The 25,482-nt window shown below is 73.4% G+C and carries 17 protein-coding genes and 1 pseudogene; 10 read left to right on the forward strand and 8 right to left on the reverse strand.

What is annotated here, in order from left to right; genetic code table 11:
• Window positions 1-72 precede the first annotated feature (72 nt).
• From ACFWVE_RS25200 to ACFWVE_RS25215, 4 genes are all read right to left on the reverse strand, one after another.
• A complete protein-coding gene (locus ACFWVE_RS25200; protein ID WP_042173984.1) occupies window positions 73-447 on the reverse strand; it encodes an RNA polymerase-binding protein RbpA in 375 nt (124 codons plus the stop codon).
• 266 nt (window positions 448-713) lie between these two features.
• Window positions 714-2,063 (reverse strand): MFS transporter, encoded by a 1,350-nt coding sequence (locus ACFWVE_RS25205; RefSeq protein WP_384018117.1) that lies wholly within the window; start codon window positions 2,061-2,063, stop codon window positions 714-716.
• Window positions 2,064-2,110: 47 nt separating this feature from the next.
• Window positions 2,111-2,878, reverse strand: a complete 768-nt coding sequence (locus ACFWVE_RS25210; RefSeq protein ID WP_384018120.1) for a glycerophosphodiester phosphodiesterase — start codon at window positions 2,876-2,878, stop codon at window positions 2,111-2,113.
• Entirely contained in the window at window positions 2,875-3,540 is a 666-nt protein-coding gene (locus ACFWVE_RS25215; protein WP_384018123.1) for a YitT family protein, read from the reverse strand. Before ACFWVE_RS25215 ends, ACFWVE_RS25210 begins: the two co-directional genes overlap by 4 nt.
• A 98-nt stretch (window positions 3,541-3,638) precedes the next feature.
• Between ACFWVE_RS25215 and ACFWVE_RS25220 the strand changes: the two genes are divergently transcribed.
• Complete coding sequence (locus ACFWVE_RS25220; RefSeq protein WP_384018126.1) at window positions 3,639-5,138, forward strand: PLP-dependent aminotransferase family protein; 1,500 nt, start codon at window positions 3,639-3,641, stop codon at window positions 5,136-5,138.
• 162 nt (window positions 5,139-5,300) lie between these two features.
• Here the strand turns inward: ACFWVE_RS25220 and ACFWVE_RS25225 are convergent, their stop codons facing one another.
• Both ACFWVE_RS25225 and ACFWVE_RS25230 read right to left on the reverse strand, forming a co-directional pair.
• Entirely contained in the window at window positions 5,301-7,034 is a 1,734-nt protein-coding gene (locus ACFWVE_RS25225) for a hypothetical protein (RefSeq protein ID WP_384018129.1), read from the reverse strand.
• A gap of 51 nt (window positions 7,035-7,085) precedes the next feature.
• The gene (locus ACFWVE_RS25230; protein ID WP_042173973.1) at window positions 7,086-7,280 is read right to left on the reverse strand and encodes a membrane protein; all 195 of its coding nucleotides are present in this window, start codon (window positions 7,278-7,280) and stop codon (window positions 7,086-7,088) included.
• 313 nt (window positions 7,281-7,593) lie between these two features.
• Between ACFWVE_RS25230 and ACFWVE_RS25235 the strand changes: the two genes are divergently transcribed.
• The 5 genes from ACFWVE_RS25235 to ACFWVE_RS25255 all read left to right on the forward strand — a co-directional run bounded on the left by ACFWVE_RS25235 (window position 7,594) and on the right by ACFWVE_RS25255 (window position 13,302).
• Entirely contained in the window at window positions 7,594-7,986 is a 393-nt protein-coding gene (locus tag ACFWVE_RS25235; protein ID WP_384018132.1) for an ankyrin repeat domain-containing protein, read from the forward strand.
• A gap of 404 nt (window positions 7,987-8,390) precedes the next feature.
• The gene (locus ACFWVE_RS25240) at window positions 8,391-9,809 is read left to right on the forward strand and encodes a HEAT repeat domain-containing protein (protein WP_384018135.1); all 1,419 of its coding nucleotides are present in this window, start codon (window positions 8,391-8,393) and stop codon (window positions 9,807-9,809) included.
• A 162-nt stretch (window positions 9,810-9,971) separates the two neighbouring features.
• Window positions 9,972-11,096 (forward strand): glycosyltransferase family 4 protein, encoded by a 1,125-nt coding sequence (locus ACFWVE_RS25245; RefSeq protein ID WP_384018138.1) that lies wholly within the window; start codon window positions 9,972-9,974, stop codon window positions 11,094-11,096.
• A complete protein-coding gene (locus ACFWVE_RS25250; RefSeq protein ID WP_384018140.1) occupies window positions 11,093-12,427 on the forward strand; it encodes a glycosyltransferase in 1,335 nt (444 codons plus the stop codon). Before ACFWVE_RS25245 ends, ACFWVE_RS25250 begins: the two co-directional genes overlap by 4 nt.
• Window positions 12,424-13,302: an SGNH/GDSL hydrolase family protein gene (locus ACFWVE_RS25255; protein WP_384018143.1), complete on the forward strand. Its 879-nt coding sequence runs from the start codon at window positions 12,424-12,426 to the stop codon at window positions 13,300-13,302. Before ACFWVE_RS25250 ends, ACFWVE_RS25255 begins: the two co-directional genes overlap by 4 nt.
• Here ACFWVE_RS25255 and ACFWVE_RS25260 read toward each other — a convergent pair.
• A pseudogene (locus ACFWVE_RS25260) lies at window positions 13,280-13,433 on the reverse strand (allophanate hydrolase subunit 2 family protein); the annotation flags it as partial. The gene ACFWVE_RS25255 and the pseudogene ACFWVE_RS25260 overlap by 23 nt on opposite strands.
• Before the next feature lie 472 nt (window positions 13,434-13,905).
• On the opposite strand from ACFWVE_RS25260, the gene ACFWVE_RS25265 reads away from it, so the two are divergent.
• From ACFWVE_RS25265 to ACFWVE_RS25275, 3 genes are all read left to right on the forward strand, one after another.
• Window positions 13,906-15,432, forward strand: a complete 1,527-nt coding sequence (locus ACFWVE_RS25265; protein WP_384018147.1) for a hypothetical protein — start codon at window positions 13,906-13,908, stop codon at window positions 15,430-15,432.
• A gap of 187 nt (window positions 15,433-15,619) precedes the next feature.
• Window positions 15,620-16,501 (forward strand): hypothetical protein, encoded by an 882-nt coding sequence (locus ACFWVE_RS25270; protein WP_384018150.1) that lies wholly within the window; start codon window positions 15,620-15,622, stop codon window positions 16,499-16,501.
• 134 nt (window positions 16,502-16,635) lie between these two features.
• Window positions 16,636-21,297 (forward strand): hypothetical protein, encoded by a 4,662-nt coding sequence (locus ACFWVE_RS25275; RefSeq protein ID WP_384018152.1) that lies wholly within the window; start codon window positions 16,636-16,638, stop codon window positions 21,295-21,297.
• A 106-nt stretch (window positions 21,298-21,403) separates the two neighbouring features.
• Here ACFWVE_RS25275 and ACFWVE_RS25280 read toward each other — a convergent pair whose 3' ends face one another.
• Window positions 21,404-22,090: a hypothetical protein gene (locus tag ACFWVE_RS25280; protein WP_384018154.1), complete on the reverse strand. Its 687-nt coding sequence runs from the start codon at window positions 22,088-22,090 to the stop codon at window positions 21,404-21,406.
• A 419-nt stretch (window positions 22,091-22,509) separates the two neighbouring features.
• Here ACFWVE_RS25280 and ACFWVE_RS25285 point away from each other — a divergent pair, with 419 nt between their 5' ends.
• Window positions 22,510-25,470 carry a nitrate- and nitrite sensing domain-containing protein gene (locus ACFWVE_RS25285; RefSeq protein ID WP_384018157.1) on the forward strand — a complete coding sequence of 987 codons (2,961 nt, stop codon included), beginning with the start codon at window positions 22,510-22,512 and terminating at the stop codon, window positions 25,468-25,470.
• The last annotated feature ends 12 nt before the right edge of the window (window positions 25,471-25,482 follow it).

Genomic DNA, 25,482 nt, shown 5'->3' on the forward strand with positions numbered 1-25,482 from the left:
GTACCCATGGGTACGGCGCCCGCGGCCCTGTGTGCTGCTGTGCTCAGTCCTCCCGCCGATCCTCCGCCGGGATCAAGCCGACTTTCGGCTGTCCCGGGGATGAACCGCAATGTTCATCGCGCCGGAGCGCAGAACGGCGAGACGCTCCTCGAGGACCTCTTCGAGTTCCTCTCGGGTACGTCGTTCCATCAACATGTCCCAATGCGTACGCGCGGGCTTGGCCTTCTTTTCCTCGGGGCCGTTGCCGTCAACCAGGAGTGCCTGGGCACCGCAGACCTTGCACTCCCACTCCGGCGGGATCTCCGCCTCGACCGAGAAGGGCATCTCAAAGCGGTGCCCCTTCTCGCATGCGTACTCCACGGCCTGGCGGGGGGCCAGGTCGATGCCGCGGTCCGTCTCGTAGCTGGTCACCACGAGGCGCGTGCCGCGAAGAGCTCGCTCACTCATGAATCGTGCCTCCCGGGCTTGTCGCCCACAGGACAGGTGTCGCTGTCGTCGTCATCCGGTCAACGTCCGGTCGGCGGTAAAGATTCCCGTTCCGGGCCATGTGTCGCCGTCGTAGCCGCAGCCTTGTCAACCAGTGCAGTACCCACCGGCGCCCGGTTTGTCACATCTGATGAAAGACGTGACACAGCGTTTCGGCATCTTTGACGCGCAGTAACGGTACACCTGGCAGGCCAAACGCGTACACTACAGCCCTTTCGCGTCGAGTGCTAAATCCTCTCCGGAACGGGATTTCCCGCGTCGGCTATCGCCCGGCGCACCGGGACCCGCGCGAGCAGCGCGAAACCGAGGACGAAGAAGGCCACCAGCGAGATGATCGCGTCCCGGTAGCTGCCCGTCAGCTGGTAGGTCAGCCCGAACAGCAGCGGCCCGAGCCAGCTCGTCCCGCGGTCGCTCAGCTCGTACGCCGAGAAGTACTCGGCCTCCTTGCCGGGCGGCACGAGGTGCGAGAACAGCGACCGGGACAGCGCCTGGCTGCCGCCGAGGACCAGGCCGATCCCCGCGGCCAGGACGAAGAACCACACCGGCTCCCCGGCGGGCAGGAAGTAGCCGGCGGCCAGCGTCACCGTCCAGGCGACCAGCGAGCCGAGGATCGTGCGCTTCGCCCCGTGGATCCGGGCCAGCCGGCCCAGCGCCAGCGCGCCCACCACCGCCAGCACCTGGACCAGCAGCACGGCCACGATGAGGGTGGACTGTCCGAGCCCCAGCTCCTTCGAACCGTAGACCGAGGCCTGCGAGATCACCGTCTGGATGCCGTCGTTGTATACCAGGTACGCCAGGAGGAAGGCGAGTGTCAGAGGGTGGCGGCGCATGTCGCGGAAGGTCGCCGCGAGTTGCCGGAAACCGGTCGGGGCGCCGGCCTCCCGCGCGGGAACCCGGCGGTCGCGCAGCCGCCGCAGCGGCACCAGGGTGAAGGCACCCCACCACAGGCCCGCCGACGCCAGACAGATACGGACCGCCATGCCCTCGGAGAGCCCGAAACCGTCATGGGCGGTGTAGAGGATCAGGTTGGCGACGAGCACCAGGGCGCCCGCCGCGTAGCCGAAGGCCCAGCCCCGCGAGGAGACCGCGTCCCGCTCCTGGGGCGTCGCGATCTGCGGCAGGTAGGAGTTGTAGAGCATCATCGCCACGGACTGCGCCGCGTTCGCCACGATCAGCAGCGCACCGCCCAGCAGATACCGCTCGCCATCGAGGAGGAACATGCACGCCGTCGCGGCGGCCCCGGTGTAGGCGGCGGCCGCGAGCAGCGGCTTCTTGCGGCCGGTGCGGTCCGCGGCGGCACCCACCAGGGGCATCGCGAGCACCGCCGTGATCACCGACAGGGAGACCGCGTACGCGAAGAAGGACCCCGCGCGCACCGGAACGCCGAAGGGATGCACGAACCCGTCCGCGTCCGCGGCCGCCTCGGCGACCGAGGTCAGATAAGGGCCGAGGAACACGGTGAGCACGCTCGTGGAGTACACGGAACATGCCCAGTCGTAGACGTACCAGCCACGCTGCTCGTACCGCCGGCCGGCCGCCTCGTCCGCCGCCGGTGACCGCACGGTGCCGTTGTCCACCCGTGCCCCCGCTTCCCCGTGAACGCGCTCGGCGGCCGGGCAGGGTCTCAGACCCAGATGCCGCGGTCCTCCATGACCTTGCGCAGTGTGCCGATGTGATCGGTCATGATGCCATCCACCCCCAGGTCCAGGAGCCGGTGCATCCGCTCCGGCTCATTGACCGTCCACACGTGCACCTGAAGCCCTCGCGCATGGGCGGTGCGCACGAAGCGACGGTCCACCACAGGGACGCCGGACTGGGCCTGAGGCACCTGGGCGGCGACGGCCGACCGGCGGACCGCCACCGGCACACCCCACGACCGCAGCCGGAGGTTCAGCGCCCCCCGCGTGCCGTACGACGTCGCGAGGCGGGGCCCGGCCAGCCGCTGGGCGCGCACCACGCGTGCCTCCGAGAACGAACCCAGGCAGACCCGGTCCCAGGTGTCCGTCCGCTCCATCAGATCCAGAAAGGGCAGGAGGGCCGGCTCTGCCTTGACGTCGACGTTCCACCGCACCTCGGGGAAGGCGGTGAGCAGCTCCTCGAACAGGGGCACCGGCTCCCGGCCCGCCACCCGCGCCTGCTCCACCTCCCGCCACGGCAGGTCGGCGATCAGGCCGGCTCCGTCCGTCACCCGGTCCAGGGTCGCGTCGTGGAACGCGACGAGCCGGCCGTCGCGGGTGACATGGACGTCGGTCTCGATGTAGCGATAGCCCGCCTCGACGGCGCACCGGAACTGGCGCGCGGTGTTCTCCAGGCCGTCCGCCGCCCCGCCCCGGTGGGCGAAGGCGATCGGGCCGGGATGGTCGAGGTACGGATGGCGTATCGGTGGAGTCACGGACGCAGTATCGCCCCGCGCGGTTGACCCGTGGCAACGACCGTGCTGCCGTCGGATGCCCGGGGAACGGCGAACACCCGCAGGAACAGCTGGGCGAGCGGGCCGATCGTCACCGCGTACAGCAGGGTCGCCACGCCCACGGTGCCGCCGAGGACGAAGCCCGTGACGACCACCGTGACCTCGACCACCGTACGCACCAGCCGGATCGACACCCCCGTGCGCCGGTTCAGCCCCGTCATCAGCCCGTCGCGCGGACCGGGCCCGAAGCGTGCCGCGATGTACAGCCCCGTCGCCGCGCCGTTCAGCGCGATGCCGGCCGCCGTCGTCGCCACCCGGAGAACCATGCCGTGCGCCTCGGGCACCACGGTCAGGGTCGCGTCCATGGCCGCCCCGATCACCAGGACGTTGGAGACGGTGCCCAGCCCCGGGCGCTGGCGCAGCGGGATCCAGAGCAGCAGCACCGCCGCGCCCAGAACGGTCAGCACCACGCCCATCGACAGGCCCGTGCGCTCGGACAGACCCTGGTGCAGCACGTTCCACGGCTCCAGGCCGAACCCGGACCTGACCAGCAGCGCCGAGCTCGCGCCGTACAGCGCCAGTCCGGCGTAGAGCTGGAACAGCCGCCGTGCGAGATGCCCGTGCCGGGGCGGGTGGCTGGACAAGATGTCCCCCTGTGGTGGAAGTGGACCGATGCATGACACCCTGTGGCGTGGATGGAGATCTCATCCATGGCCAATTCGGGGAAGGTGGACTGATTAGGATGGCGCAGTGGACCTCGGCGGTGGGTGCGGCGCAGCTCGCCCGGCTGCTCAACTCCCAGCAGGAGCGCCCTGCCGGCCCCGGCACCCGCCGCCCGCCCGCCTACCGGGCCCTCGCCGACGGCATCCGGCTCCTGGTGCTCGAAGGGCGCGTCCCCGTGGCCGCCCGGCTGCCCGCCGAGCGGGAACTCGCCCTGTCCCTGTCCGTCAGCCGCACCACCGTCGCCGCCGCCTACGAGGCGCTGCGCGGCGAGGGCTTCCTGGAGTCACGGCGCGGCGCCGGCAGCTGGACCGCCGTCCCGGCCGGAAACCCGGTTCCCTCGCGGGGACTGGAACCGCTGCCCCCCGAGACACTCGGTTCGATGATCGACCTCGGCTGCGCCGCGCTGCCCGCCCCCGAACCCTGGCTCACCCGCGCCGTGCAGGGCGCTCTGGAGGAACTGCCGCCCTACGCGCACACCCATGGCGACTACCCTGCCGGACTGCCCGCGCTGCGCGCGACGATCGCCGACCGGTACACCGCGCGGGGCATTCCGACCATGCCCGAGCAGATCATGGTGACGACCGGGGCGATGGGCGCCATCGATGCCATCTGCCACCTCTTCGGCGGCCGCGGCGAGCGCATCGCCGTCGAATCGCCGTCCTACGCCAACATCCTCCAGCTGATGCGCGAGGCCGGGGCCCGGCTGGTCCCCGTGGCCATGGCGGAGGGGCTGGCCGGCTGGGACATGGACCACTGGCGCCAGGTGCTGCGGGAGGCGGCACCGCGCATCGCGTACGTCGTCGCCGACTTCCACAACCCGACCGGCGCGCTCGCCGACGAGGACCAGCGCCGCCGGCTCGTGGACGCGGCGCGTTCGGCGGGGACGGTGCTGGTCGCCGACGAGACGATGAGCGAGCTCTGGCTCGATCCGGACGTGGAGATGCCGCGCCCCGTGTGCGCCTTCGACCCGGCCGGGTCGACGGTGGTCACGGTCGGCTCGGCGAGCAAGGCCTTCTGGGCCGGCCTGCGCATCGGCTGGGTACGCGCGGCCCCCGACGTGATCCGCAACCTCGTGGCCGCGCGCGCCTACGCCGATCTGGGCACGCCCGTCCTGGAGCAGCTGGCGGTGAACTGGCTGTTCGGCACGGACGGCTGGGAGCGGGCCGTGGAGATCCGGCGCGCACAGGCCCGGGAGAACCGGGACGCGCTGGTCGGCGCGGTGCGCCGGGAACTGCCCGACTGGCAGTTCGAGGTCCCGCGCGGCGGGCTCACCCTGTGGGTACGCACCGGAGGGCTCTCGGGATCGCGGATCGCCGAGGCGGGGGAGCGGGTCGGTGTACGGGCGCCCTCGGGGCCCCGCTTCGGGGTCGACGGGGCATTCGAGGGGTATGTGCGGCTGCCGTTCACCGTGGGCGGCGCGGTGGCCGAGGAAGCGGCACTACGGCTGGCCGCGGCGGCACGGATGGTGGAGAACGGCGGGACGTCGGGGGTGGAGGCGCCGCGCACCTTCGTGGCGTAGGGCCCGTCCGGCGGATCGTGCCGGAGACGCGGGGTCTCCGGCACGCACTCCCCCCGAGCTCTTCGAGCAGGGGGCGCCCCATGAGCGGGGGAATCCCATCGCGTCGGCGCCTGCGCCGAGGGGCGGCGGGGTGCACCGGCACGGCCGGCGCGCGGCGGGCGGTCAGGAGGAGGACTCGGTGGCGGCGGCCTCCGCGGGAACCGGCTCCAGAGGATCCCTGCCCGCGTCCGCCGCATGCGTGTCCGTGACGGTCCTGTCCGTGGTGGTCAGGTCCACGGGATTCTTGTCCATGGAGTGCTTGTCCATGAACGTCGCGTCCGCCGTGACCCCCTGTACGGGGTCGGGTTCCGGTGCCGTGTGCTCCGGCTCCGCCCGTGCGTCGTTCTGGGCGGAGCGGGCCGGGAGCAGATCCAGTACCGCCTGCCGGTGGTCGTCGCCGGTCGTGTCGTCGTACGGGTTCGGCGTGGCCGGGACCTGGAGACGGTGCACCGGGCCTGTGCCCAGGCGGGCGTAACCGCGGCCCGCGGGGACGTGATCGAGGGGGGTGGTGTGCGGGGGAGCACCCAGGACGGCCGTCACCTGTTCCGGAGTCGCGGGGCCGAGGACGACACGCGCGCGGGTGTGCTGCCGTACCGCGGCGCTGAGGGTCTCCAGAGCGTCGAACTGATCGGCGACGACGACCGTGACGTTCGCCGGGCGGCCGTGCCGCAGCGGGACCTGGAGCAGCGACTGGGGGTCCTCCCGGCCGTCGGCTGCGGCGAGGTGGGTGAACGCGCTCGGGCGGTCCAGCAGGATCCACAGCGGCCGCTTGGTGTCCTCGGGCGGCGGATCGCCCGCCTGGTGAGCACGGTTGGCCGCGATCAGGCGGCGCTCCGTCTCGTGCGCGGCCCACTGGAGGCTCTTCAGCGCGCCCGCCAGGCCGCACTCGACGGCGAGCACGCCGTCCCGGCCGGTCAGGCACGCGTACTCACCGGTGCCGCCCCCGTCGACCATCACCACGTCGCCGTGGAGCAGCGCCTGGAGGGCGATTGAACGCAGCAGGGTGGAGAGGCCGCTGCCGGGCTGCCCGGCCGCCAGCAGATGAGGTTCGGTGGAGCGGATGCCGGTGCGCCAGACGACCGGGGGGACGTCGCGCCGTTCCTCGCCGTGGGCGAGCGGCAGGGTCCGGCACACCTGCGTGGGGTCGGTGAAGCCGAGGACCGTCTCCCCTGGGGACGTGACGAAGCGCTGGGCGGCGATGTCGACGGGCAGCGGGGCGAGGACCTGGACCGTGAGCTCATTGCCCTCCTCGTCCCAGGCGAAGTGGTATTCGCGGCCGCGCCCCGACTTGGCGGCGAGCAGGTGCTCGATCCGTGCGCGGGACTCCGCCTCGCCGTCGGTGTAGTAGGCGGGGTAGGCGATCACCAGGCGCGCGATGCGGCCGGTGCCGTCGAACTCGTACGCCGGGAAGGCTTTCTCCCACGTGCCGCCGTGGGCGTACAGAGGACTGGGGTCACCTGCCGAGGAGAAGTACGGCACCAGGGCGTCGTACAGCGACTTGAGGCGCTGGGCCTGCGACTCGTCGGGGCCGTCCGGTGCGGCCGGGGCGCGGTCCCGGCCCTGCCAGGCCGCCGCAGCCATCAGGGTGATGGCGGCGAGCAGCGGACCGTACGGGAGCAGTGCGACGCCCAGGATCACCGATGCCAGCAGGAAGAGCAGAGCACCGCGTCGGTCCTTGGGGGTGTCGAGCCACCTGCGCCGCCCGGCCGAGGCCAGCCGGCGCAGTCCGCGCGCGATCGTGATCAGCGGGTGGAGGACGTCGGTGGCGCCGTCGGCCGCCGTCCGGGCCAGCTCCCGGCTCCGGGCGAGGTGAGCGCCGCGGTTGCTCAGGATGCGGGGAAGGGGACGCCGGGCCACTGCTGCCTCCAGGGCGTGGGTGAGGGTGGGCGGGGGCTTGGAGGGGCGGGGTCAGAACCTGATGCCGCCGAGGAGGCCGGCCAGGCTCTCGCCGCCGGCCTTGATGCTCGGCGCGATGGCCGTACTGGCCAGATAGAAGCCGAACAGCATCGCCACCACGGCGTGCAACGGTTTCAGTCCGTCCTTGCGGCAGAGGATGAAGAGGACGATGCCGAGCAGGACGACGCCTGAGATCGAGAGGATCATGTGAGTTCTCCTGGTTCGCGGGGGACAGTCACCATGAGTACTTCCAGGCTCACAGAATGTATCTATACGACAAAAGGTGCAAGTGAGTGAGGGTCGGTTGATTTCGCCCGGTCGGCGGACTGTTCCCGGCCTGAACGACGTGGACGGTTGCGTACGGCCGGATATGCCGTGATCTTTACCTCGGGCGCGTCGGCCCATGTGCCGAGCGAGCCAGTACCCTGGCGATTCACCTGTACGGCTCTGCCCCGCCCGCAGACGTACGCCCTGTCCCCGATGCGCGGAGTGATCCGTGGTGAGAGGCGGTTCGGCCGATATGACTGAAGCCCCCGACCCCGAGGTCGTGGAGCTGGCGACCAGGATCTTCGACATGGCCCGGAGCGGCCGGACCGAGGAGCTCGTGGCCTACGTCGACGCGGGCGTGCCGGCCGACCTCACCAACGACCGGGGCGACTCACTCGTGATGCTCGCCGCGTACCACGGTCACGCCGACTCGGTCCGCGCGCTGCTGGAACGCGGCGCCGACGCCGACCGGATCAACGACCGGGGGCAGACCCCGCTCGCGGGAGCCGCCTTCAAGGGCGACACCGAAGTGGTCAAGGCCCTCCTGCAGGGCGGTGCCGATCCGGCCGCCGGCACTCCCTCGGCCGTCGACACGGCCCGGATGTTCGCCCGCGCGGAGCTGCTCGAGCTGTTCGGCACGGACTGAAGCGCACCGGCGCGGCGGACGAACGCGGCGGACGGAGGGCAGCGCGATGAAGAAGCGCACCGAACGGCACTGAACCGCACGGACGCGCACGCTCCGACCGGCGAAGGCGCGGAAACGGCAGCGGAAACGCACAGCAAACGGGGGAGGCGGTGGAAGGCCGCCGGAATTCGGTCGCGGCAGATGTGACCGCCGGGTCATCATGACGACGTGATTCACGGACGCGATGGCTGGGCAGGTGTTGCCGCACCGCGCGGGCCGTGACGCGGTCCGCGAGGGCCACCGACGAGAGGCAGAGGAAGATGGTCTACAGCAGGCAGGAAACGGCGGGCGCCCTGACGTGTCGGCACGCGGCCAGGTAATGCACGTCCCCGGTTGCGTCGACGCTTGATGTGAGGCTGTTTCCCATGTTCGATCCGGTCATAGCGCCCAGCGGTACGCTGCTCGGCCTGCTCCAGCGGGGTCGCGGCGACGGCACGCTGCACGCGCTCACCGCCCCGCGCTCCGAAACGCTCGAGGCGCTGAACCACTGCGTGCTCCACGACCCGCGCCACGACTGGCAGGTGGAGAACCGCTCCCTCTACTACGCCCGCCTCTACCTGGACCTGCACGGTGAACTGGACGCCATCGAGGCCCACCTCTTCGATGCCGAGGACATCCTCGACACCGACGAGTCACGCACCGGGCTCGCCCTCGCCGTGCTCGGACATCTGGCCTCCTACGGCAGGCGGGACGCGCTCGCCCTGTTGCGCAGGTACGCCGGCCAGGGGGCCAACTGGGCCTGGGCCCTGGACGAACTGGCCCTCCGGGACGACGACGCGGGCCTGCGCGCCCTCGCCGCCCCCGTGCTCGCGCGATTCGCCACCGACCCCGAGGGCGAGGCCGAACTGGCCGCCACCGTCCGCGACGCCTTCGAACCGCGCCCCTGGCGTTTGTGGGCCGACGACCCGCGTGAATCCGTCGCCACGCGCGTGCGGGCTGCCCAGGAGGCCGGCTGCTTCGACCGCTGGCAGCGGCAGATGCGCCCCACCGGGCCCCGCCCCGGGTGGAGCGTGCAGGCCGTGTTCGCATGGGCCCAGCAAGGGATCGAGCGCGGTGCTGCCCTGCATGTCCCGGCCGCCCGCTGCCTCGCCGCCGTCGCGAGCCCCGAGGACCGGCCCGAGATCGTCCGCGCCGCCGAGGACGGTACGGAGGGCGCCCGCTGCACCGCCCTGCGCTACCTGGCCGACGGCAACGACCCGGACGCCCTCACCCTGATCGAGCGTGCCGTGGCCACCGGCCCGGCGCCCGTCGTGGAGGCCGCCGTCGACGCCTTCGAACGGATGCAGAGTCTCGCCGCCGTCGACCACGCGCGCCGCTGGGCCTGCCGGCCCGACGCCCTGGGCGCCGCCGCCGGCCGCGTCCTCGCCTGCCGGGGCGGTGTCCAGGACCGCGACCTGGTCCTCGCCGCTCTGCGCGAGGCGGTGCGGGGCGAGGGACCCGACGCGTCGACCCTGTGGACTCTCGTCGACGGCGCCGGACGCCTGGACATCGCCTGCGCCGCTCCCGTGCTCCGGCACATCTACCGCGAGACCGCCTCCTCCCACCTGCGCGGCCGGGCCGCCCGTGCCCTCGCCGCCACCGACCCCTCCTACGGCAGCGGCTTCGCCGTGGAGTGTCTCTGGGACTGCGAGGAGTCCACCCGCGAGATCGCCGCGCGGCACGCCGAGACCGGCGACACCCGGGTCGTCGAGCGTCTGCGCCGGCTCGCCGCCGACCCGGCCGAGGAGGCCGAGGTGCAGACCGCCGTACGCAGCCGGATGGGTCCCGGGGAGACCGTCGTGTGACCGCCCGGGCGCGCGCAGTGTGAACAAGGGACGACCCGCGGGTCAGGCGCGTATGGATGGCGTTCGGCCCGCATGGGTGTGCGAGGCAACGCTCATGGGACGTTCCCCCACCGGAAAGATCCACGTTGACGTGGCCACGTCCGGCGCGGCGAGAACACCCGTATGCGAGTCGTCATCGTGACCGAATCATTTCCCCCCGATGTGAACGGCGTGGCTCACTGCGCGCTCCAGACCGCCCGGCACCTCGTCGACCGCGGTCACACCCCTGTCGTCGTCGCCCCCGCCGCCGCGGGCGACGAGCCCGACGACCGGGCTCCGTGCCCCGTCGTCCGGGTCCCCTCCCTTCCGCTCCCGGGTTACCCGCAGGTCCGCGTCGCTCTCCCCAGCCGACGCGTCACCGCGGCGATCGCCGAGCACGGGGCCGATCTCGTCCACCTGGCCAGCCCCTTCGTGCTCGGGGTGCGCGGCATGGCGTCGGCCTCGCGTCTCGGGCTGCCCGCCGTCGCCGTCTACCAGACCGATCTCGCCGGGTACGCCCGCACGTACATGGGCGCCGGAGAGGCCGCGGCCTGGCGCCGTATCAGGTCCGTGCACTCGGCCGCCGACCTCACCCTCGCCCCGTCCGGCGCCGCACGGAGCGACCTCCAGGCGCACGGCGTCCCCAGGGTCAAGCTGTGGCCGCGCGGCGTGGACACCGTTCGCTTCCGGCCCGACCTGCGCGACGAGGCGCTGCGCCGGGAACTCGCCCCCAACGGCGAGCTGATCGTCGGCTACGTCGGCCGGCTCGCCCCCGAGAAGCAGGTCGAGCTGCTGGCCGGGGTGAGCACCCTGCCCGGAGTACGGGTCGTCGTCGTGGGCGACGGACCGAGCCGGCCGAGCCTGGAACAGGCCATGCCCGGCGCGGTCTTCCTGGGGCGCCGCACCGGCGACGAACTCGCCCGCATCTTCGCCTCGCTGGACGTCTTCGCCCACACGGGCCCCTTCGAGACCTTCTGCCAGACCGTGCAGGAGGCCATGGCGAGCGGCATACCCGTGGTCGCGCCCGCCGTGGGCGGCCCGCTGGACCTGGTCGTCCACGGGCGCACCGGGTTCCTGGTGCCGCCGCGCGACGCCGCCGCCGTACGGGACGCGGTGTGGTCCCTGGCCGCGGACCCCGGGCGGCGGGCCTCCTACGGGACGGCTGGGCGCGCCATGGTCGAGGGACGTACCTGGGCCGCCGTCGGGGACCAGCTGATCGGCCACTACGCGAACGTGCTCACCGGGCGCCGGACGGCGGTGGCGGCATGAACGCGACCGCGGGAACGGGCGCCCGGCCGACCGGTGCCCCGCCTGCGGGAGGCCCGGCGGTCCGCACGGTGCCGGCCACGGCGGACGGCGCCCGGGGGACCGAGGGCCCGCTGCGGATCGTACGGCTCGCGAATTTCGTCGCACCGGCTTCCGGCGGACTGCGCACCGCACTGCGGGAACTCGGCAAGGGCTATCGGGCGGCGGGGCACGAGTCCGTGCTCATCGTTCCCGGCGACCGGGCGAGCGACCGGGAGACCGAGCAGGGGCGGGTGATCACCCTGCCGGGACCACTGCTGCCCGGCACCGGCGGCTACCGCGTCCTCACCGACAAGCGGCGGCTGACCGCCCTGCTCGAGGAACTGGCACCCGACCGGCTCGAGGTGTCCGACCGCACGACGCTGCGCTGGACCGGGAGATGGGCGCGGCGGGCGCGGGTGCCCGCGGCCATGGTCTCCCACGAGACCGCCGACGGCGTGCTGCGCACCTGGGGCATACCGGAGGGGGCCGCGCGGCGCACCGCCGACGCCCTCAACATCCGCACCGCCCACACCTACGCGCGCGTCGTGTGCACCACCGAGTTCGCCGAGCGGGAGTTCGCCCGGATCGGCGCCCGCAACGTCGTACGGGCGCCGCTCGGTGTCGACCTGACGGAGCGGCATCCCGCGCTGCGCGACCCCTCGGTGCGGGCCCGTTACGCGCGCGCGGCGGAGACACTGCTGGTGACCTGCACCCGGCTGTCCGTGGAGAAGCGGCCCGGTACGGCGCTGGACGCGCTCGAGGCGCTGCGGCGGCGTGGACGGCAGGCGGTGCTGGTGGTGGCCGGGGACGGCCCGCTGCGGACGCGGCTCGAACAGCGCGCGCGGGAACGCGGACTGCCCGTCGTCTTCCTGGGCCACGTCCTCGACCGGACGTTCCTCGGTGCCCTCCAGGCCTGTGCCGACGTGTGCCTGGCGCCGGGACCCGCGGAGACCTTCGGGCTCGCCGCGCTGGAGGCGATGGCCTGCGGCACGCCCGTGGTGGCGAGCACCTCGTCCGCGCTGCCGGAGGTGATCGGTTCCGCCGGGGCGACCGCCGGGGACCGGGGCGAGTCGTTCGCGGACGCCGTCGAACTCCTGCTGGGACGGCCAAGGACGGAGCGGCGCGAGGCGGCACGCGCGCGTGCGGAATGCTTCGGGTGGGAGGCGGCGGTGACGGCCTTCCTGGACGCCCACGAGGCCCCGCGGCAGGCGTCCGTACGCGACGGCGCGCGGGAGAGCGCCCCGCAGAACGTACGGGAGGGTGTGGTGCCGGTCCGGCACGTGCCCGAGGTGCTGCCGGGTGGCCCGCTGTGAGACCCGTGCGCTTCGTGGCCCTCGGAGACTCACTGACCGAGGGGGTAGGGGATCGCACCGCCGGCGGATGGCGGGGCTGGGCCGCGCTGCTCGCCGGGTCGCTCGGAGAGCAGCCCGCGCGGTTCACCAACCTCGCGAGGAGCGGGGCGCAGACGCGCGACGTGCTCGAAGCGCAACTGCCCGTGGCACTGGCCCTGGGGCCCGAGCTGGTCTCGGTCGTCGTCGGGGTCAACGACACCCTGCGCCAGAGCTTCGACATCCACGCCGTCGCCAGACGACTGGACCAGGTGTACGCGGCCTGCACCGCCCAGGGTGCCGTGCTGCTCACCGCGTGCCTGCCCGACCCCGGCGGCGTCATGGGCCTGCCCGGGGCGCTGGCCAGGCCGCTGGCCCGGCGGCAGCGTGCGGTCAACACCGTCGTCCACGCCCTGTCCGACCGGTACGGCGCGGTCCACCTGCACGCCGGCGAGGGCGACTGGGTCACCGATCGCGCGATGTGGAGTGTGGACCGGATGCATCCCGGCGAGCGGGGGCACCGTCAACTGGCTCTGAGGTTCCACGCACTGCTGGCGGAACGCGGCCTCACGGCCGGACCGGCGCCCTCGCCGGAGCCCCAGTCCGCGGCGCCCACCCTGGGGGCGAGCCTGTGGTGGATGGCCACCGCCGGCACCGGATGGGTGGCCCGCCGGTGCACCGACCTGCTGCCCCAGCTCCTCACGCTCGCCGCCGACGAACTGCGGCACCGCGCGCGGGGCACGAGTATCCGGCTCGACCTGCGGGCCTCCGCCTCGGTGTCGGCGGCACTGGCCGCCCTGTCCGCGGGGGAGCAACGGCCGGGCACTTCCCAGGGATTCAGCGGCGCCCTACCGCAGTGAAGCGGACCGGGACACCGGACGGCCTGAGCGACGGCCGGGAGATCGGCGGGGCGGACCACCGCGACCACCGGACAGCCCCCGGTGGTCGGACGGCCGGCCAGGAACACCACCGGCCTGCCGTCCGGCGCAACCACCCCGGGACGCGTCTGCCGGAGGACAGCATCGGCGGTGCGCTCGGCGTCTTTCGCACCACCCTGCGCGAGGCATTCCGGCCGCTCACCCACGAGCGCCTGACCGTCCACGAGTTGAACCGGGAGGTCTTCGTGCGGGTCCTGACCGTCGAGGACATCTACCGCATCCGCCCTCTCGTCGGGTGCGCCGGCGACCAGGGTTCCGGGAGCCGCCCCACCGGCTCGACGCGCTCTCCGACGCGGTGCGCAAAGCGCGCGCTGCGGCGGATGCGCAGCGTGTTCGCCGAACTGAGGCCCGCTTTCCACGTGGCGGACGAGCCCCGCCGACTTCATGAACCGCACATGGCGCGCAATGCGGACATCCCCGGGCCCGCGGGCCGGGGAGCGGGACCGGGGTGTGTGACAACCGCGACACCGTGGCGCATCTGCGTCGTTTGGGTGCTTGTCAGACCGAGGACCTAGTCTGTGCACCGTGACTTCACCGGCATCGACGGACAGCGCTCCGCCCCAGCTCAGCGCGGGGCCGCGGCCCGCTGCGGGCCCGGCGGCCGACGAGGGGCTGGCCCGGCGGCTGCGCGCGCTCGCCTGCACCGCGCCGTTGCACGACCTCGACGCGCGCAAGGCCAACCTGGCCGGCGAGTACTCGGTGTACGGCATGGCGGAGATCGCCCTGGCGGCCATCGACCTGGTCACGCTGAACATGGACTTCGACACGGGCGCCGACCACGACCAGATAGTGGCCCGGCTCATCCCGCGCATCGCCGCCCAGGCCCCGCGCCGGTCCGCCGGTGAGCACGAACGGGTGGCCCGCTGGGTCCTGGAGAACCTGATCAACGTCGGCAGCGTCGACCGCGGCTTCCGCGCGGTGTACGGCGTGTTCGGCGCGGACGGCACCTACGTCCGCCGCGACTACGACTTCAAGCTCATCGAGGAGGTCCCCGGCCCCGGCGGCACGGTCTACCTCCGCACCACGGACGAGGCGGTCAACGTCCTGGTCGGTGCCCTGGACACCGACGTCACCAGTGCCCAGATCGCCGCCGAGGTCAAACTCGAGGTACTCATCAACCGCGGCAGGCTCGCCGACGCCCAGCTCGCCGCCGAGCAGGCCCGCTACCGGACCGTGCAGTACTCCGAGTCCCTGCGCCGCGCGCTGGACGCCACCCGGCGCAATGTGCGCGCGGTGGACTGGCTGAGTGCCGTCCCGGACATGATCGCCGAGGCCCTGGACCACGTCGCGGACCGGTACCGCCACGAGAACGCGATCCTCACCAACATCCGCAGAGCCCGCGACGAGTCGGAGGACCCCGAGCACAAGCGCAGGGCCGCCGAGCTGGTGGACATCGTCAAGGACTGCATCCGCAGGCACACCCAGCTGCAGTCCCGGCTGCTGGAGGCCGGCCCGCTGTTCCGCGCCGAACAGGACCGGCAGGCCTTCGCCGCCCCCGCGTCGTCCTCGGGCACGGACCTCTACGGACACCTCCTGGCACCGCTGCTCCCGCTGCCCCTGGAGCAGGCGGTCCGGGTCACCGACGCCTTCTTCGCCCGCGGCACCGGACTGCGCACACCTGTGTCCGTCCGGATCGCCGATCTCGTCGACATCCTGCTGATCCCGCCGGTGGAGCGGGAGCACCTGGGCGCCGAGATGCCGGAACCCGACCTGATCGCCACGCCGGACGACAGCCGCTTCACCGAAGAGCAGCTGGCGGCCGCGACCACGCTGCTGGAACTGCCGGCAGACGCGCCCCGGAGGCTGTCCGGACTGCTCGCCGAGGCACGCCGTCAGGACCCCGAACTGCCGTACCTGGTGGCCCTGCTGGCGGTCCACGCGGCCAGCCCGCCGGTCGGCACCGCCTATCGCCAGGGCGAGCGGCGGCTGCTCTTCGCGGTGGACGACGGCGTCGAGCTGGACGACCCCGAGTTCGGCGGCGCCGACCTCATCGTCGGCACGGCCCTGCTCGACGCGGCGGGCATGGCGGCAGGTCGGACGGAGGCGGCGTGATGACCCTTTCGCCGGGGATCCGGCCACCGGTCGAGGCCGACGGCCCCGGGACAGCCGTCCGCATGCCCTGCGCTGCCCGGACGGTCCGTGCCGCTCGTACGGTCCGCGCAGTCCGCGGCGCTTTCCCCGACCTCCCTGTCGTCCCTGCCGCCCCCGTCGTTGTCCCGTGCGAGGAGGACCCGTGTCCGTGACCGAGCATGCCGAGTGGAGCGAGACGGAGTCCTCCGCCGCACCGGTGGGCGGCGCCGTCACTCCCGCCGACGCCGCCGACGCGGCGCGGCTCGTCGCTTTCGGCCTCCAGCCCAAGCTCCAGCCGGCCCGCGACCAGGAGTACGCGGACCTGCTGCGCCGCTACCGCGAGGACCCGCCGTTCGCGCGGCTCGCCGACGCCGTGGCCACCGGCCTCGGGCTGATCGTCCTGGAGGTGTCCCCACGCGCGGGAATGGCCGTGACCGCCGCCGAGGACTCGGTGTTCGCCGTCCGCATGGGCGACTACGCGCGGCGCACCTCCGCCGACGGCGGGGACAGGTTCCTGCACGGACTCGCGCACCTCGCCGTCGCCGTCATGGCGTTCCCGCGCCCCGAGGACCTCGCCGACGACGGCTACATCGGGCGGGTCACCGTCAACGGCGTCGACGCCTTCGTGCGCCAGACCTGCCACCGGCTCGAGGAGCGGGCCGCGGAACAGGGCGAGAACACCGACCCGGCCAGCGACGCCCCCGGGCTGGAGACGGCCTGGCGGATCTGGGTGAGACGCAGCGCGACCGGCGCCACCAAGGACGCCCGCAGGCTCGCGGGCTCGACCACCGGCATCGTCGCCAAGGCCGTCACCTTCCTCACCGACTCCGGCTTCCTGCAACGCACCGGCGACGACAACGGCGGCACCTACCGCACAACGGCCCGCTACCAGCTCCAGGTACGCGACCTGGCCGGCAGCGCGGCCCTGGCCGAACTGCTGGAGCTGGGCGTCGTCCCGGTCACCGACGGCACTCCGACCCTGCTGCCCGCGGACAACGGAGAGGACCTGGACCTGGTGGCCGACGCAGGTCTGCCCTTCCACTCCACCTGAGCCGCCACCTCCACCGACACCGCGGCCCGCCCGCTTTCGCATCCCCCGCCCCTGCCCTCCGTCCCCGCTGCCCCCTTCCTCCCGCTCTTGCCTTCCGAACCACCCCGACCTGCCGAAGACTTCGAGAGTCCGCCATGTACGAGCTGTCCCGGGTCCGCCTCTACTCCATCGGACCCGCCGGTGCGCGCTATGCCGACACCGTGCTTGACCTGCGCGGTGTCGGTGAGACCGTGCCGCGACCCGCGCCGACCCAGGCGGAGTTCTTCGCGGAGGAGCCCGTCGGCCCGCCCCGCCGGCCCGCACCCGCCGGGGTGCTTTTCCTGGAGAACGGCGGCGGCAAGTCCGTCCTGCTGAAGCTGATCTTCTCCGTGATGCTCCCGGGCCACCGCAACACCCTCGGAGGCGCCAGCTCCGGCGTGCTGCGCAAGTTCCTGCTGGCCGACGACTGCGGCCATGTGGCCCTGGAGTGGCAGCACGTGCTGACCGGCGAGTGCGTCGTCGTCGGCAAGGTCAGCGAATGGCGCGGGCGCCAGGTCTCCAACGACCCGAGGAAGTTCGCCGAGGCCTGGTACTCCCTGCGGCCCGGCCCGGGGCTCGGCCTGGACAACCTTCCCGTCGCCGAGGCCACCTCCGTACGGCTGCCCGCCGACGGCCAGTCGGGCGCACGGGGCCGCCGCCGCACCATGAAGGGCTTCCGGGACGCGCTCACGGAGGCGGGCAGGACGTATCCGCACCTGGAGGTGCACTGGGAAGAGACCCACGAGCGCTGGACCGAGCACCTCGGCGAGCTGGGACTCGACCCCGAACTCTTCCGCTACCAGCGGGAGATGAACGCCGACGAGGGCGAGGCAGCCGGCCTCTTCGCGGTCAAGAAGGACTCCGACTTCACCGACCTGCTGCTGCGCGCGGTCACCGACGCCCGTGACACCGACGGACTCGCCGACCTGGTCGGCGGCTTCGGCAACAAACTGGGCCGACGCGCCGAGCTGATCGCCGAACGGGACTTCACCGCCGGGTCCGTCGAACTGCTCGGCCGGATCGTCGAAGCCACCGGCGCCCGCACCCGGGCGCGCGAGATCCACACCGCCGCCGAGCGCCGCACCCGCACCCTGGCCCGCAGGCTCTCCGCACGCGGCCACCGGGAACGCGTCCGCGCCGCCGACCTCGCCCACCGGGTCACCGCCGCCGCCCACGCCGTGACCAGGGCCGGGTCGGAGCGCGAGCACAGCGCGCTGATCTCCGCGGAGATCGCCTACCGGCACGCCTCCCTGGCTCTGGCGGCGGCCGAGAAGTCCGCCGCCGCCCAGAAGCGTGAACTCGCCGACGCACGCACCCTGTACGCGGCCTGGCAGGCCGCCGAGGCGGCGCTGCGCCACCGGGCCGCCGCCGACAGGGCCACCAGGGTCTCCGCCGCGATCCAGGAGGCCGAGCGGGACGCGGCGCCCGCACTCGCCGCCCGCGCCAAGGCCGCCGCCGACCTCGTACGTGCCCTGCACACGGCCGCCCAGAACGCCGAGAACCTCGCCAACGAGGAGGAGGAGCGGTCCGCCGCCCTCCAGGAGGTCAGCGACACGGCCCACCGCGACGCCACCTCCGCCGCGACCGAGACGCAGCGCGCCCGCAGCGAGATCGGCCACCTCCGGCAGCGGCTCGCCGAGGTCGAGCAGGAGACCACCGAGGCCGTCCGGGCCGGCTGGCTCGACGACAGCGCCCCCGACGCCGACCCGGCCCGCGCCGCCCTCGCGGCCAGCGACGCGGAGAAGGCCGCGGTCGCCGCCTGGGACGCGGCCCGTGAGGCCTCCCACCGGGCGACCGAGCACGCGCGTGAGGCCGCCGCGGGCGAGGCCCGCGCGGAACTCACCGCCGCCCGCGCGGCGGACGCGGCCACGGCGGCCGGCCGCGCCCACGAGGGTGAGCTGCGCACCGCGCAGGCCCTGGCCGCCGAGGAACGTCCGGCCGAACTGCTCGGCCTGACCGGTACCGAGGCCCGCCCGCCGGTTCCGGGGCCCCGCCCCGGCACGGACACCGAACCGGACGGCGACCCCGTCACCGAAGGCGCCCTCACCGCCACGGAACTGGACCGCTTCGCCGACGACCTGCGCGAGCTGCTCGAGGAGGCGGTCTCCTCCGCCGAACGACAGCTGTTCGAACTGCGCACCGCCGCCGCCGACGACGCCCGCATCCTCGGCGCCCTCGGCGACGGCGGACTGCTGCCGCCGGGGCCGGACGTGCTGGCCACGGTCGAGTTCCTCGGCGAGCACGGCATCCCCGCCCTGCCCGGCTGGCGCTACCTCGCCCAGGCCGTCGACCCCGCCGACCACGCGCGCGTGCTCGCCGCCCGCCCCGAACTGGTCGACGGCGTCGTCATCACCGACCCGGACTCCCACACCCGTGCCCGCGCGGTCCTGGGCGACGCCGCCCTGCTGCCCCGATCCGCGGTCGCCGTCGGCACGGCCGCCGCACTCCTCGCGCCGGCCCCGGCACCGGAGGCGGACACCGGCGATGTCTTCCTCGTACCGCCGAACCCGGCCATGCACGACGAACACGCCGCCGACGAGGAACGGCAGACACTGCGCGCCCGTGCGACCGCACGCGACGAGGAGATCCGGGCGCTCGCGGCACGGCTCGCCAAGGACCGTGAACTGACCGCGCGGCTCACCTCCTGGCGCACCGGCTGCCCGGCCGGCCGGCTCACCGAACTGGCCCGCGCCGCGCACGACGCCCGCGCCTTCGCGGAGGAGTCCGAGGCGGAGCTGGCCGAGGCACGCGCCGTGCGGGCGGAGGCCGAGGAGGCCGCGGCCGAGGCCGCCCGGGTGCGTGACGAGCGGCAGGAGGCCGCGCAGAAGGCCAGGCGCGCCGCCGACGCCCTCGCAGGACTCGCCTTCCGGCTCCGCGAACGGGCAGGCTGGCAGGCCAGTCTGCGCGAACTGGCCGACGACGTCACCGAGGCGGAGGCCCGCGCCCAGGCCTGCCTGGAACGCGCGCGGGCCGCCGACGAGGACCGGCGCGGCGCACAGCGGGCCGCCGACGACGCCCGGCGCACCGCGCGTGCGCTGCGTGCCGAGCGCTCCGAGATCGCGGGCGCCCCCGACGACGTACCCGTCGGCGCCCCCCGGGACGAACCGGGGGACGGCACCGAGCCGACGCGGATCTCCCTGCCCGCTCTGCGCGAGGCCTACCGTGCCGCGTCCCAGGTGTACGAGAAGGTCGGTGTCGGCGCCGACCTGCGCGCCGAGCAGGCCCGCGCGGAGAGCGACGAGAGCGCGGCCCGCGCGGAGCTGGACCGGCTGAGCAACAAGGTGCGCAACCGCGCGGAGCAGCTGCTCGAGTCACCCGACGGCTCGGACGGTCCCAGTCGGCAGGCCGCCGCCGCCCGCGCCGAGGAACTGGTGCAGCTCCTGGAGACCCGTATGACGAGCGCGAGCGAGCAGCTCGGGCGGCTGCGCGGAGAGGCCGAGCGGCTGGCGCCCGAGGACGGCGGGCAGCACACCGCGCTTCCCGAGGAGACGGTGCCGCGCGACGCCGAGCACGCACAGGTGCTGCTGCGTACCGCCACGGCCGAACTGGCCACCCGGACGGAGGAGCTGGAGAACGCCAGGGAGATCCACGGCGGACTCCTCGACGCGCACCGCGCCGCCGAGGACGCGGCCGGAGGATTCGACGAGATCGCAGCCATGCTCCGCGACCTGCTGCGGGAACACGTCGCCGAGGAGGAGCCGGAGCAGTCCGACCCCTATCCCGGCAACCCGGAGGAGGCACGCCGGTCCGCCGCGGAGGCCCGCAGATCACTCCGCGGCTGCGCCGCCGACCTGTCCGCCGCCGAGTCCGCGGTGCGCGAAGCGAGCGACATTCTCGTCCGGCACGCCAACTCCACACGCTACGAGCAGGTCCGTACCCCCGCGCGGCAGCAGATCCGCGAGCTGCCCGCCTCCGCGCTGCCCGAGCACGCCCAGAAGTGGGCGGACGCCTTCGCGCCCCGGCTCCGGGTCCTCACCGACGAACTGGAACAGCTGGAACGCAACCGCGACTCGATCGTGGACCGGCTCAGAGGGCTCGTCGAGTCGGCCCTCGCCACTCTGCGCTCCGCCCAGCGGCTGTCCCGGCTGCCCGAAGGGCTCGGCGAGTGGTCCGGACAGGAATTTCTGCGCATCCGCTTCGAGGAACCCGACCAGGCGACCCTCACCGAGCGGCTCGGCGAGGTCGTCGACGAGGCGACCCGTGCGGCCGTCCGCAAGAACTCCGACCTGCGCCGCGACGGCATGTCCCTGCTGTTGCGCGGAGTCGCCGCCGCCGTCCGGCCGAAGGGCATCGCCGTCGAGATCCTCAAACCGGACGCGGTGCTGCGCGCCGAGCGGGTGCCCGTCGGACAGATGGGCGACGTGTTCTCCGGAGGGCAGCTGCTCACCGCGGCCATCGCCCTGTACTGCACGATGGCCGCGCTGCGCTCCAACGACCGGGGCCGCGACCGGCACCGGCACGCCGGGACCCTGTTCCTCGACAACCCCATCGGCCGCGCCAACGCCACCTACCTGCTGGAGCTCCAGAGGGCCGTGGCCGACGCGCTCGGTGTGCAGCTCCTCTACACCACCGGCCTGTTCGACACGACGGCCCTCGCGGAGTTCCCCCTGGTCATCCGCCTGCGCAACGATGCCGACCTGCGAGCGGGCCTCAAGTACATCAGTGTCGAGGAGCACTTGAGGCCGGGCCTGCCCCGGGAGACCTCCGAAGAGGAAGCCGTGCACAGCGAGATCACGGCCACCCGGATGTTCAAGAGGCCCGCCCCGGCGAACGGTTGACCGGGCGGCCGCTCCCCGACGCCCCGGATCCTGGCCCGTCCGAGCGTGCTCCTGGCCCGCCCACGTGTCCCGCAGGACAGCGGAGCGGGCAGCGGCGGGGGCGGGATCAGGGGTGGGACAGCTGACCGGTCCCGCCGCCCTGACGGCGTATTCGCGCCTGCGCACGCTGCGCGGACCGCTCCTGACGGCGGGCCCTGCGCCGCTCGCGCCGCAGGGCCCGCGCGGTGCTGCTGGGTGCGGACACCACTCCGTTGCGCTGGCTCCAGACCTGGCGGGTCACCCACACGTCGAGAACACCCCAGGTGGCCACGATGGTGCTGATGACACTGCTGATGACCATGGGGAACGCGAGCCAGGAACCGGCGAGCGTGCAGAGGAAGGCCACCATGGCCTGAATCAGCGTGACCGCGACAATGATGACCGCCCGCACGGCCGACGTACGTACCGGATCCGGCAACCGGCGCCGCCGCGCGGGCTCCTCGGCCCACAACGGCCGGTGGTTCGGCTGCCGGTGGGCCTCGGCCCGGATGCTGTCGTTCCCCTCGGTCGTTGCGGCAGACGGTGTCCCGGGCCCGGCGTTGCCCGTGGCCGTGCCGGGCCGGTCCTCGCCGCACCCGGCCCCGGTCGCACCCGTCGACACCTCGTCAGTACTGGTCGCCGGAACGTCCTGGGCGCCGGCCGCCCCTCTCCTGGCCGCGGGCCCTCCGCGGTTCGGAGTCTCGTCATCCGGCCGCTCCACCACCTGCGCCACCGCGTCGCCCTCGGGCGACCCGTACCGCTCCGCCGTGCCCATCAACGTGTCACTCCCCACCGCCGGCAGACCGCTTTCCCGGGTCCGAAGACCCGGTTCCCCAACGGCTGCCCGGCTTGCACTGATTTACGCCGCCCGGATGCGGGACGTGGCTCCTGTGGCCGATTCCGCCCCCATCGCCCACAGAGAAGGACGAACGGCACGTCACAAAGATTCCCGAGTAAGGAAAGGAATCAGCCAAACCTTACCCGTGGGCGCTACGGCCCGGCCCGCCGACCCCCCTGCGAACCGGGAGCCGATCTCGTGCAATGCCCGGACAACTCGCCATGTCTCGCCGTCGGGCCGGAAGTTCGGATTCCGGAGAACTTTTCGGGTTGGCCGTGGCTCGGTAGTAGGCTCGCGCCGTTTATTGACGCACATGTGTGCTCCTGGCTGTCCCGGGAGCCGAGCTGGGGGAGGCCATGCGCTTTCGCGGGAAGTCCATCCGCCGGAAGATCGTGGCGCTGCTTCTCGTGCCGCTGGTGTCCCTGACGACGATCTGGGCCTTCACCACCGTGCTGACGGGCCGTGAGGCAAGCCATCTGTTCGACGTGTCGTCGGTGATGGAAGAGGTCGGGTACCCCGTTGAGGACACCGTTCGCGTCCTCCAGCAGGAGCGCCGCCAGACCCTCGTCCATCTTGCCGACCCGCGCGCCTCCAACGGGCTCGCCGCACTCCGCCGCAGCCGGGCCGCCACCGACAAGGCCGTCGACAACGTGCGGGAGAACGCGGCGAACCCCGATGTGCGTGACGCGATGGGCCAGGACACCGAAGCGCTGAGCGCGGTACTGGATTCCCTTGAGGGCATCGAGTCCCTGCGCCGCAGTGTCGAGGACGGCACCGTCGACCGCTCCCAGGCCCTCGACCTCTACAACCGGCTGGTCGACCCGTGCTACATCCTGTTGGCCGATTTGCACGTGGTCGACGATGTCGGGCTGGACAAGCAGTACCGTGCCCTCGTCAGTCTCGCCCGCGCCCGTGAACTCCTCGCCCGCGAGGACGCCCTGCTCGGCTCCGCCCTCATCGTCGGCACGCTGTCCCCCTCCGAGGTCCGGGACATCTCCGACTTCGTGGCCCAGCGCACGCTGCTGTACGACGCCGGTCTGCCGCAGCTGCCCGCGTCGGAACGGGACCGCTACGAGAGCTTCTGGAAGAACGCGGCGTCCGCTCCGCTGCGGGTCGCCGAGGAGGCGGCCGTCTCCTCCGGCACCGGACCGCCCCGCGGGATCACCGCGAAGAGCTGGGACACCGCGGCCGGCCATGTGCTCGAGGAACTCGGTACCCTCAACGACCAGGCGACCGACCGCTATCAGGACCGCGTCCAACCCGTCGCCATGGGCGTCATCACCCAGGCCGTCGTCGCCGGCCTCCTCGGACTGATCGCCCTGCTGGTCTCGCTCGTCCTGTCCGTGCGCGTCGGCCGCGGCCTCATCCGCGACCTGCGGCAACTGCGCCTGGAGGCCCACGAGGCGTCCGGTGTGCGACTGCCCAGTGTGATGCGCCGCCTCTCCGCGGGCGAACAGGTGGACGTGGAGACCGAGGTCCCGCGTCTGGAGTACGACAAGAACGAGATCGGCGAGGTCGGCCAGGCCCTCAACACCCTGCAGCGCGCCGCCGTGGAGGCGGCCGTCAAGCAGTCCGAACTGCGCTCGGGTGTTTCGGAGGTCTTCGTCAACCTCGCCCGTCGCAGCCAGGTCCTGCTGCACAAGCAGCTCACCCTGCTCGACACCATGGAGCGCAGGACCGACGACACCGAGGAACTCGCCGACCTGTTCCGCCTGGACCACCTCACCACCCGCATGCGCCGGCACGCCGAGGGCCTGGTGATCCTGTCCGGCGCCGCCCCCTCCCGGCAGTGGCGCAAGCCCGTCCAGCTCATGGACGTCGTGCGCGCCGCCGTCGCCGAGGTCGAGGACTACGAGCGCATCGAGGTCCGCCGGCTGCCGCGGGTCGCCGTCACCGGCCCCGCCGTCGCCGACCTGACCCATCTGGTGGCCGAACTCCTCGAGAACGCAACGGTGTTCTCCCCGCCGCACACCGCCGTCCAGGTCCTGGGGGAGCGCGTCGCCAACGGCTTCACCCTGGAGATCCACGACCGGGGTCTCGGCATGGCCGCCGAGGCGCTGCTCGACGCCAACCTGCGGCTCGCCGAGACACCGGAGTTCGAGCTCTCCGACACCGACCGGCTCGGACTGTTCGTGGTCAGCCGTCTCGCACAGCGGCAGAACGTCCGGGTCTCGCTGCAGCCGTCTCCCTACGGCGGCACCACCGCGGTCGTCTTCATCCCGGACGCGCTCCTCACCGACGACGGCCCCGACACCAACGGCGTCGGCTTCCGCCTCGACCGGCCCCGGCGCGCCAAGGACAGGGAGCCGGAGGGCGGCCGCCGTCCCGCGCTCTCCCAGGTGCCCGTCCAACTGCCCGGACTGCCCGCCTCGCGCCTGGACGGCCCGGTCGAACTCGAGGCCCCCGTGGACCTGGACGTCCTCGACGACTACCCGGGCGCGCCCGCGGAGGAGGATGACGAGCGCGGCCGCCTGTTCGGTCACCGCCGCCCCCCGTCCCGCGCCAAGGAGGAGCGGCCGGGCCGCCGCCGCGAGCCCTCACAGCAGGCGCCCGGCATCGGCAAGGGCAACGGCGCCGGACCGGACCTGGACACGGAAGGCCGGACGGATGCCCCGCTCCCGCCGCTCCGCAGGGGAACGCCCAAGCTGGTCAGCTCCCATGGACGCCCCGTCGGTGACGAGCACGCCCGCCGGGAGCGGACAAACCAGGACACCGGTACGTCGTCCGCCCGCCCGGAGCAGGAACCGGCGCCCGTACTGCCGACCCGCCGCCGCGGCGGGCAGGGGCAACCCTCCCCGGACCGGGATCCGGGACGACCCGACGGGGAGAAGCCGCCGCCCCTGCCCGCCCGCCGGCGGGGAGAGGCGTCCCGTCCCCGGATCGGCGCACGCGCCGAAGACCGGCCCGCGGACCAGGCGCCCCAAAGCCCCGCCCGGGACGACGGCCCAACCACCCCGGCCGCCGGCGAGACCCAGGGCGGCCCCGCACACCCCACGATCGCGGCGGACGCCCGCCAGGAGCACTCCGCGGCGGAGCCGGGCCCCGGCAGCGCCCCGCAGGACACGGGCACCGGCGGCCCGGCCGACACCGCGTCGCTGCCCCGGCGCGTACGGCAGGCCAGCCTCGCCCCTCAGCTCAAACGGACCGCGCCACGACGGAACGAGGAGAGATCCCAGCCCGTCGAACGGGACGCGGAGGAAGTGCGCAGTCGCATGGCCTCGCTCCAGCGCGGCTGGCAGCGCGGCCGTGAGGAGAACGCCGCGGGCGACGACGCCCCCGGCGGGGCAGCACCACGAGGAACGACCAGGAACGACTAAGGGGGACGGTCG

The sequence above is a fragment of the Streptomyces sp. NPDC058632 genome, assembly GCF_042717095.1.
Lineage (GTDB): Bacteria > Actinomycetota > Actinomycetes > Streptomycetales > Streptomycetaceae > Streptomyces.

Bases quoted from the DNA above. Each gene is read 5' to 3' on its own strand.
- ACFWVE_RS25200 (WP_042173984.1), bottom strand. From the start codon at position 447: ATGAGTGAGCGAGCTCTTCGCGGCACGCGCCTCGTGGTGACCAGCTAC.
- ACFWVE_RS25220 (WP_384018126.1), top strand. From the start codon at position 3,639: ATGGCGCAGTGGACCTCGGCGGTGGGTGCGGCGCAGCTCGCCCGGCTG.
- ACFWVE_RS25230 (WP_042173973.1), bottom strand. From the start codon at position 7,280: ATGATCCTCTCGATCTCAGGCGTCGTCCTGCTCGGCATCGTCCTCTTC.
- ACFWVE_RS25235 (WP_384018132.1), top strand. From the start codon at position 7,594: ATGACTGAAGCCCCCGACCCCGAGGTCGTGGAGCTGGCGACCAGGATC.
- ACFWVE_RS25240 (WP_384018135.1), top strand. From the start codon at position 8,391: ATGTTCGATCCGGTCATAGCGCCCAGCGGTACGCTGCTCGGCCTGCTC.
- ACFWVE_RS25245 (WP_384018138.1), top strand. From the start codon at position 9,972: ATGCGAGTCGTCATCGTGACCGAATCATTTCCCCCCGATGTGAACGGC.
- ACFWVE_RS25250 (WP_384018140.1), top strand. From the start codon at position 11,093: ATGAACGCGACCGCGGGAACGGGCGCCCGGCCGACCGGTGCCCCGCCT.
- ACFWVE_RS25275 (WP_384018152.1), top strand. From the start codon at position 16,636: ATGTACGAGCTGTCCCGGGTCCGCCTCTACTCCATCGGACCCGCCGGT.
- ACFWVE_RS25280 (WP_384018154.1), bottom strand. From the start codon at position 22,090: ATGGGCACGGCGGAGCGGTACGGGTCGCCCGAGGGCGACGCGGTGGCG.
- ACFWVE_RS25285 (WP_384018157.1), top strand. From the start codon at position 22,510: ATGCGCTTTCGCGGGAAGTCCATCCGCCGGAAGATCGTGGCGCTGCTT.